Below are 9,186 nucleotides of genomic sequence, written 5' to 3' on the forward strand. Positions count from 1 at the left end.
TACAATTTCTTCAGTTTTGAGTGACATATTGACAGCTTTATCTTCGCTTTCTAAAAGCATATCTTTTTTTAATTCTTCTTCAGCTGTATTATTGCTTTCTTCTAATTCTTCCTCATCAGTTTTATATCCTTCATCTTCTTCATTACTAGCTCTTAATGCTAGAAGTGATTTTTTATTATCTGATGATTCAGCATTTTCGTTATTGTTAGAACTCAATAATCTCGGTGATAAAGAGGTTTTTGAATCAGACGCCTCTGACTTCTTATTGTTATCTTCATGTTGTGTATCACTTTCTGTTGAGGATTCATCATTTTTAGTTTCGTTTTCTTGTTGGAATAATTGTAATTGTTTTGGATCTAAACGTCCTGTTTTCTTTTTCTTGTTACTATTTTCTGGTTGAGCATCACTACCGTATTTTTGTTCTAGTTCAGTAGATTCTATTAGTAATTGTTCAACAAAAAGTAATAATTCTTTATCTTTTACTGATTCTAAAAGTTTCTCTCTATAAATATTATGTACTTCTTGCCCTATTTCGGTTCTAGGACCTATAAAATCAGAGTTAGCAGTATTAAATGCTTCGATTACGGCTTCTTTTATATTTTCTTCTATTTGCTGCTGCCCTATTTCAGCTCTAGCGGCAACTTCAGGAGTATTTAATCCCGGTATTTTTCGTATTTCTTCTCGTACCTCTTCTTGATACTTAAGATTATCTTTAGCATGTTTAATAAACTTTGTATCTTTTGTTAATTCTGAAAGTTTAGAAGTATAAAGATCATGTACTTCTTGCTCAATTTGAGTACCAAGAGCTTCAGGGTTATTAAATGCCTTTGTTAATTCATCTTTACGTTTTTTGCTAGGTTTAATATTATCTTCAACATATCTAATAAAGTCTTTATCTTTTTTTAGCTCCAAAAGTTTAGAAATATAAATATTACGTACTTCTTGCTCAATTTGAGTGCTATTATTTTTATCAGAACGCATGTTATCAATTGCTTCTTTTATTGGTGTTATATAGCTATTATCAAAAACTTCAGCGGTTTTTGAATGCTCAAGTGCTATTGATTCTACTGTAGCTTTTTTAAACAAATCTGTATCAGAGTGTTGTGCTTTATGCCCTGCTGCTGCTTTTCCTGAAACAAATTCGTTATATCTTACAGCTATATCGGAGCTAAAATTATAAACCTTTGGAGTTGTTGTTTTGAAAATAGGTGTTTTATTGCCTTCATTTAGTTTACTAATTCTGTCTATCCAATCTTTAGTAACTCCTAAACCTGTTAAATAAGCTAGCTCTGAATTTTTTGAGCCAGGCGGTGGTGGTGGTGGCATATTTCCGGTATGGGTATGATTTTTAGCTTTTTCTTGCGAGTAGTCTTTAAGAGTTTTTAGTATTACAGACATATTTAATTTATTAGCAACAACTCTCACTTGTTGATCACTCATACCTGAAAATGAAGGTAAAGCTAATCTTAATTGATCTAAATTATTACTACTTTCTTGTTTGACAACAGAAGCTTTTAAAAACTCTTGTAATAATGCAGGATCTTTTGCTTTTACTATAGCCATAAAATCACTTTGAGGTAAACTTGCTGTAGTTAATTCTTCAAGTTTTATTGCATTTAAAATAGCTGTTCTTAAGTCATCAAGTTTGGCTTGTGCTTGATCAGTTGTAATTACTTTTTTTAATTCTGTATCTTCTTTTGTTAAAAAAGCAATTTGTTGTACGATAGTTAATTTATTAGGGTCGTTAATTAACTCTTTAACTCTATTGCCAAATATATCTTGATCAAGCATGCTCGTCTTCTTATAAGCAGCTTCTAATTGTTTGAATGGAGTAGATTCGTTATCAATTTCTCTGATCAATTTTAATTGATTTAATTCATGTTTAATAGGTTTCTTTATATCTTCAGATATTTTACATGATGATAATACGATACGTACTGCTGCACCATCAGCGTCTTCATTGAAAAGATTCTCCAATATAGTTCTTCTTGTTATTGTTGTTTTATTACCATTTACAATTATATCTTGTATATATGGGTCTTGAACAAGTTTGTTAAAAGCTTCTTTAGCTTTTTCTTCGATTTCAGGGGTTGAAATGCTAAATAAATTTACAAGAGTTTTTTCGTCAGCTCCTTGGTTGGCGTATGATTCTGTTAATATTTGACGTATAACATTTGTAATGTCATCTTTTCTTTTTATTATTTGGCTTTGTAAATCATTATCTTTCTCGCTAGTTTTTTTGGTTTTAATATCTAAATTAGTCTCAGCTCTATATTCTACATATAGTTTGGCATAAGCTGTCTCCGGCTCGCTTCTTTCTGTGCCGGTTGCACTAGAAGCTGTAGGTTGAAGCGGCACTTTTGGTTGAACAGTAGTATTACGAGTAAACTGAGTATATAATGAATGTATTTGAGGATATTCTGCTTGTAACTTATTTAAATCAAAATTGTTAGAGTTGCTAATAAAGCCTTGAGAATTTAAGGGAGGGGGTGGTGGTGGCATATTTCCATTTAGCGGTAGAGGCGGCGGATTTGGAATACCACCATTTAGTGGTAGAGGTGGTGGATTCGGAATGCCGCTTTGTGTTTGTTCTAAATTATTTGCATTATTACCTACTGCTAATCCTAAAATTTTATTGGTTTCATTGCTTAGTGCGTTATTATCGGATAATATTACTTTAATTACTGAATTTAATGTTTGTTTATTTACTTCTTTGGCTAGTTTAATCATATCGTCTTTAGTTAAACTATCTATTATTAGTCCTTTATTCTTTAGTTCTATATTTATTTCTGCTACTATTTCCGGTGTTAAAATATATTCGCTTTTTACAATATGTGATTGCATTTTATTTTTTAACTCTAATTGCAGAGCTAAAAATTTTTCTACTGAACTCTTATCTTTACTTGCTGCTAGTTTGATAAGATCTAATTGTGCCTTTTCTTCAAATTGACTATTAGATATATTTCGCGCCGCATAGTCTTTAATTCTTTCAGCAAATTTAGTTTTTTCTTCAGAAGAACTATTATCTAATAATTGTTTTAGAGTAGGTCTATTTTTAACGTCAATATTTGTGTTAAAATCTAATCGCCCCTTATCATCACTAAATAATATTTTTTGAATAGTATCATCGTCAAAATTACTTAAGATAGCATCCACTGCTTCTTTTTTATAACTACTATCTACTTCAAGATTTAGTGCTGCTATAGGATCTATTTTAATAAGATTTTTAAATTCTTCAATATGTTCTTCTTGTTGTATTATTTTATATATGTTTTGCTGGGATTGCGTATGACCACTAGTATTTTTTTTTCCACTAAACATGTTTGCAAAAAGTTTTTTAGGATTAAAAGAATATGTCTGTTTCTTTTCTCTACCTGTCTTAATAGGAGTTCTAGAAGTCTTTTCCGTAGTATCTTCAGTATTTTTTGAATTATTTACATTTTGTGCTGTATCAAAAATCTTTCTAGAAGATGTTTGATTGGTATTATTAGAATTTTGCGTATCTTGTCCATCATCAGAAGATTGTTGTGTTGTATTTCTTTCTCGACCAAAAGTTTTTATCTTTGAAGAAAGATTTTGACGTGTGTTTTGGTTATTAGTGGATTGATTTGTCATCATTAAATCTTTTATTTGCTTGATATAAAGATTCGCTTCGCCTTTATTTAGAGCAAATTCTTTCATTACTTCTTGCAGTTTAGGTAAAACATTCTGATCTACATATTCTTTTTTCTTATTAGCCATAATATTGCTTTTTACTTGTGCAATATATGTATCTATTTTTGCTTTTTTTTCTTTTTCTATATGGCGAACTTTTTGACTTTTATCTGTTATCCTTTTAGGATTATAGTCTATAGCAAGATCCTGTATCGCTTCTTCAAATGTGGGAAGCTTATTTTGTTTAATACGTGTTTCTTTATTTTTAACAAAGTCTTGCTCTTCTATTTCTTGAATATATAATTCTACTCTAACTTTATCTCTTTTGGCTCTGTCTCGTGTTGACTTATTTTTATCTTCTAAATTCTTAGCATTATAACTCGTTATTCCAAGATCTTGAGCTGCTTGATAAAAACTAGGAACTAACACGTTATTTCTCCATTCTTCTTGTTTTTTTTCTGTAGGGTAAAGCTCCCATGATACTGTTTGCCCCTTCCATTTTGGTACTTGTCTAACTAAATCACTAAAATTAGCTCCTGTTGTTGCCGCTCCAGCACTTGTACTTAAAAAGCTACTAGTCAACAAACATGTTGACATGAAAAAAGTTAAAACATATTTTTTTGAATTGAAACTTTGTAAATTCATTAGAACCTCGATGAGTAATTATTTTTTTTAAATATAAACGAGGCGAACTATATAATATTTGTTAATTTATGTAAACTACTAATTACTAATATTTGTTAACTAATGAATTTTTTAGCCAAAGTGTGATTAATATATCGTATACACTAGTAATTCAGTTTTTGGTAAATAAAATATGCAAATGCAATTTCACTTATATAACACTCTTAGCCGTACTAAAGAGGTTTTTAATCCTCAAGATCAGGCTAACGTAAAAATGTATGTATGCGGACCGACTGTTTATGATAATCCCCATATGGGCAATAGTAGGTCGGTAGTAGTATATGATTTACTTTATCGTATACTTATAAAAATATTTAGCAGTAGAGCAGTAAAATATGTACGTAACATTACGGATGTTGACGATAAAATTATCGATAGAGCTGAACTACTTGGCATTACTATTAATGAGCTGACTAATAAAGTTACGCAAGAGTTTCATACAAATATGGCATATTTAGGTTGCATGCTACCGAATATTGAGCCGAAAGCTACAGAGCATATTGATGTTATGATTGAAATAATAGAAAGATTAATAGCAAGAAAGCATGCATATACTACTGATAATCATGTATATTTTGATGTTTTGTTGGCCCCGAATTATACAGAATTATCTAACCGAAATTTAGAGGAAATGTTTGAGGGAGTACGTGTAGAAAATAGTAAAACTAAGAAACATCCGCAGGATTTTGTGTTATGGAAACCGGCAAAGTCAAATGAATCCGCAAATATAAATTTTGAAAGCCCTTGGGGGCTTGGTCGTCCTGGATGGCATATTGAATGTTCAGCTATGAGCTATAAATATTTAGGCGAGAATTTTGATATTCATGGTGGTGGAGCAGATTTAATCTTTCCGCATCATACTAATGAGATTGCTCAAAGTAGATGTGCTTTTCCCAGTTCTACTTATGCTAAATATTGGGTACATAACGGATTTCTAACGGTTAATGGTGAAAAAATGAGTAAATCTCTTGGTAATTTTATTACCGTTAGAGATTTAATGGATAAAAAAATTCAAGGAGAAGTAGTAAGGTTATTCTTATTAAGTAGCCATTATAGACGTCCCCTTGATTATAACGATAAAGCTATAGAAGATGCTAAGAAAACTTTAGATTATTGGTATAGAGCTATAGAAAATATTAATGTGCAAAAAATAGATTTACCGTCGGATTTTATGCAAAGCTTACTTGATGATATGAATACACCCCTAGCAGTTAAAATAATTAACGACTACGCTAAAATGGTATTTACTTCTACAACTGAAGAAGAAAGGCAGCTTAACGCCTCTGCTCTTATTACTTGTGCTAATTTTATTGGTTTAATGAATAAGACCGCACGCGAATGGTTTAATGGTGGTATGGATGAACTCTATATAAATGAACTTATAAATGATCGTTTAGAAGCAAAAAAACAAAAAAACTGGGAGCTTGCTGATCAAATTCGTAACCGATTATTAGAAGAAAAAATAATTTTAGAAGATAAACCTGACGGTACTACTATTTGGCGAAAAGAATAAAAGCTTGTAAATTACGCATCATGCATATATAATTTGTAGGCTTATGATTTAAGCAAATTCACACGTAAGATATATGTTAGTTCATTAGAATGAGCATCTTACGGAGGTATAAACTAACAATTAGGAGAATTTAAAAATGTCAAAAATACCATCTGTTAACGTTAAAGAATTATTAGATGCCGGCGTGCATTTCGGTCACAAGACTTCACGCTGGAATCCTAAAATGGCGTCTTATATATATGGTGAACGTGATGATGTTCATATAATCGATTTAAGACAAAGTGCTGCTTTAATGGGCGTTGCTTTGAATACAATATATGAAACCGTAAAAAAAGACGGTAAAGTATTATTTGTAAGTACTAAAATACAGGCAAGTGATATTATAGCGGAATATGCCGAAAAATGTGGGCAATATTACGTAAATCATAGATGGCTCGGCGGTATGCTAACTAACTGGAAAACTATTGCGGGTTCAATAGAAAAACTAGAAAAGCTAGAAAAAACCTTGGAAAGTGAAGAAGCTCGCACCGGTTATACTAAGAAAGAAATACTTGATATGAGCCGTAAGAAAGATAAATTGCTTTTATCTCTTGCTGGTATTAGAAATCTTAATTCTAAACCTGATCTTCTAGTAGTTATCGATACTAATAAAGAGCATATCGCAATTAATGAAGCGGTAAAGCTTAATGTTCCTATAGTTGCAGTAGTCGATACTAATTCTAATCCTGATAATGTGGATTATCCGGTTCCAGGTAATGATGATTCTATAAGATCAATAAGGCTTTATTGTAGTTTATTTGCGGATGCGGCATTACAAGGGCTTGAAGAATCAATGAAAGCTTCAGGAGTTGATATGGGTGCTATGCAGGAACATACTGATAGGGCGTTCACTTCTAAAAATGTTTCTAAATTAAAACAAGCTAAAAAATTCTCTAAAACAAAAAATATTGATGAAGAGACAAATACAGAATTTGAGCAAGCATTAAATGATGCTGATGAAAATAAAAATTCTGAAAACGCATAAATGTTGTTGCGTGGATTGAGCAACCTACTTGATGTCATTCCCGCGTAGGCGGGAATCTTAGGGATAAAGCGAGAGAAATCGAGCCTTTAAAAAGCTTTAAAGTACTGGATTCTTGCTTTCGCAGGAATGACATCGAGAGTGTTTTCCTAGTTATACACCCCAAACCAAATATAACGAACTAAAGAGAGGAGTAAAATATGAGTGAAGTAAATATAAGTGCAGCAGCAGTTAAAGAATTAAGAGAAAAAACTGGTGCAGGTATGATGGACTGCAAAAAGGCATTAATAGAAACAGAAGGCAATTTTGAAGAAGCTGTAGATTTTCTTCGTAAGAAAGGTTTAGCCGCTGCTGCAAAGAAAGCCGGTCGCACGGCTTCTGAAGGCTTAACGGCTGCAAAAGTTGATGGGCTTACCGGAGTAGTAGTTGAAGTAAATTCCGAAACTGATTTTGTTGCTAGAAATGAGCAGTTCCAGGATTTAGTTAAGAATATTGCAAATCTTGCAGTAATTGCAAAAACTATAGACACGCTAAAAACATCTAAAATGCCAAACGGTAAATCAGTTGAAGAAGATATTATAGAAAATATCGCTACAATCGGTGAAAATTTAACATTACGTCGTATGGATATATTAGAGATATCCGAAGGAGCGATAGGCTCGTACGTGCATAATGAGGTTGTCCCGAATCTAGGAAAGATTTCTGTATTAGTGGGTCTTGCGTCTAATGCAAAAGATAAAGCAAAATTAGAAGCTTTAGCTAAACAAATTGCTGTTCATGTAGCAGGAAATAACCCGCAAAGTATAGATGATTCAAGTTTGGATCAAGCACTCGTGGAGCGTGAGAGAAAAGTATTCTTTGAGAAATCTAAAGAAGAAGGAAAGCCTGATAATATTATAGAAAAAATGGTAGAAGGTAGAATACGTAAATTCTTCTCTGAAGTTGTATTGCTTCAGCAAAATTTCTTATTTGAGCCTAAACTTACCGTTGCAGAAGTAATTAAAAATGCTGAAAAAGAACTCGGTGCAGAAATTAAAATCGCCAAATTTATTAGATACGAACTTGGTGAAGGTATAGAACACGAAGAAAAAAACTTTGCCGATGAAGTAGCAGCTATTACGCAGGGTTAAATAACCTTTTCAAAGCCAACAAATGCGAATTTAGGATAAGTGCTTATTCTAAATTCGTATTTATAATATCTCTCTAACTACAATCAGCTATCTATTAATAAATAATTTTCGGTTCTTTACTTTATAATAAAAGATTTATATTGACTTAATAATAGAAAGTCTTACATTAATTGTTATTATTAGTTTAAATGGAGAATGTTTTATGTCAAGGACAAAAGAGGAGTATGCTGCACAGATTTATGCTGCCGAAGAGCATCATAGGAAACAAGCTAGTGGTCGTGATGATGATGCTATGCTCGTAGCTATCATAATAGGTACCGGTTATATATGTTATAAAGCAGTAGAAGGAGCAGTAAAAGTTACCGTCACAGGAAGTAAACTTATAGAAAATGCCTATAAGATAGGAAGTGGGCAAATAGCAGTTCTTGGTACTGATCCCGAAAGTAAAACAACTTATATAACAAAGCATCCTTCGCCTCGAGGTAATACTAGTACTCCCACTCAGCCGATGACAACTAATCCTGTAGAACCTTCAGAGCAAACTTCGCCTAATGCTCCTGCCTCTAAAAGAGAGAAGGCTAAAATATACGGAAAAAAACTGGTAGATAACGCAAAAATCGGAGCTAAAACCCTTTCAAACGCTTATAAAATGACAACCGGTAAAATAGAGGTTGTCGGTCCAGGAAGCGATTTTAACAGTAACGGTAAGGAAAAATTTATATTTTCTGACCCTACTCAACGTAAAATTATTCAAAAAGAATTTAAAACCGAAAAAGGCTATAAGTGCGGTATTGCATTGGAAGAAACAATTAAAGTTTCCTTAACATTGAGTTTAAATAACAAGCGTATAGTGAAAATTACGGAATTTAGAAGCATGATTGTACCAGATGTTACGGAAGATAGAGAAGAAACTTTTGATATTTCGCTAATTTTAAAATATTCCGATGGATCAAACATGCCTAAAGATGATCCCGCTTTTTTAAAGATACATTACGGTAGGGACGGAAAATTAAATAAGTTATCGTTGCCAAACACACCTATATAGTAAATCATATAGTATTAGGTGCAGTAAAAAACTTTTTTAAAGTTTCGTACAAGTTTGCGAATTCAGTAATTTTATTCTTAATCCATCGTTTCATATTAGCCCAGAATTTTTCTATCGGATTTAAATCCGGTGAATATGG

6 protein-coding genes are annotated in these 9,186 nt (G+C 32.1%); 4 read left to right on the top strand and 2 right to left on the bottom strand.

The window, feature by feature from the left end; genetic code table 11:
* The coding region (locus AC1Z7D_RS04410) for an autotransporter outer membrane beta-barrel domain-containing protein (RefSeq protein WP_482602326.1) at positions 1-4,299 on the bottom strand (4,299 nt) is incomplete at its 3' end.
* 178 nt (positions 4,300-4,477) lie between these two features.
* Between AC1Z7D_RS04410 and cysS the strand changes: the two genes are divergently transcribed.
* The 4 genes from cysS (at position 4,478) to AC1Z7D_RS04430 (ending at position 9,047) form a co-directional block, all read left to right on the top strand.
* Positions 4,478-5,851 (top strand): cysteine--tRNA ligase, encoded by a 1,374-nt coding sequence (gene cysS, locus AC1Z7D_RS04415; protein ID WP_482602328.1) that lies wholly within the window; start codon positions 4,478-4,480, stop codon positions 5,849-5,851.
* 136 nt (positions 5,852-5,987) lie between these two features.
* Complete coding sequence (rpsB, locus tag AC1Z7D_RS04420; protein ID WP_341787264.1) at positions 5,988-6,875, top strand: 30S ribosomal protein S2; 888 nt, start codon at positions 5,988-5,990, stop codon at positions 6,873-6,875.
* Between the two features lie 197 nt (positions 6,876-7,072).
* The gene (gene tsf / locus AC1Z7D_RS04425; RefSeq protein WP_482602330.1) at positions 7,073-8,002 is read left to right on the top strand and encodes a translation elongation factor Ts; all 930 of its coding nucleotides are present in this window, start codon (positions 7,073-7,075) and stop codon (positions 8,000-8,002) included.
* 202 nt (positions 8,003-8,204) lie between these two features.
* Positions 8,205-9,047, top strand: coding sequence for a hypothetical protein (locus tag AC1Z7D_RS04430; protein ID WP_482602332.1), 843 nt, complete (start codon positions 8,205-8,207; stop codon positions 9,045-9,047).
* A 4-nt stretch (positions 9,048-9,051) separates the two neighbouring features.
* Here the strand turns inward: AC1Z7D_RS04430 and AC1Z7D_RS04435 are convergent.
* Positions 9,052-9,186, bottom strand: a 135-nt coding sequence (locus AC1Z7D_RS04435; protein ID WP_482601297.1) for a transposase, incomplete at its 5' end; no start/stop codon positions are given.

The sequence above is a fragment of the Rickettsia sp. genome (genome assembly GCF_965035265.1).

What these genes read in the sequence shown, in the direction of transcription:
- rpsB (WP_341787264.1), top strand. Translation starts at nt 5,988, where the DNA reads ATGTCAAAAATACCATCTGTTAACGTTAAAGAATTATTAGATGCCGGC.
- tsf (WP_482602330.1), top strand. Translation starts at nt 7,073, where the DNA reads ATGAGTGAAGTAAATATAAGTGCAGCAGCAGTTAAAGAATTAAGAGAA.
- AC1Z7D_RS04430 (WP_482602332.1), top strand. Translation starts at nt 8,205, where the DNA reads ATGTCAAGGACAAAAGAGGAGTATGCTGCACAGATTTATGCTGCCGAA.
- cysS (WP_482602328.1), top strand. Translation starts at nt 4,478, where the DNA reads ATGCAATTTCACTTATATAACACTCTTAGCCGTACTAAAGAGGTTTTT.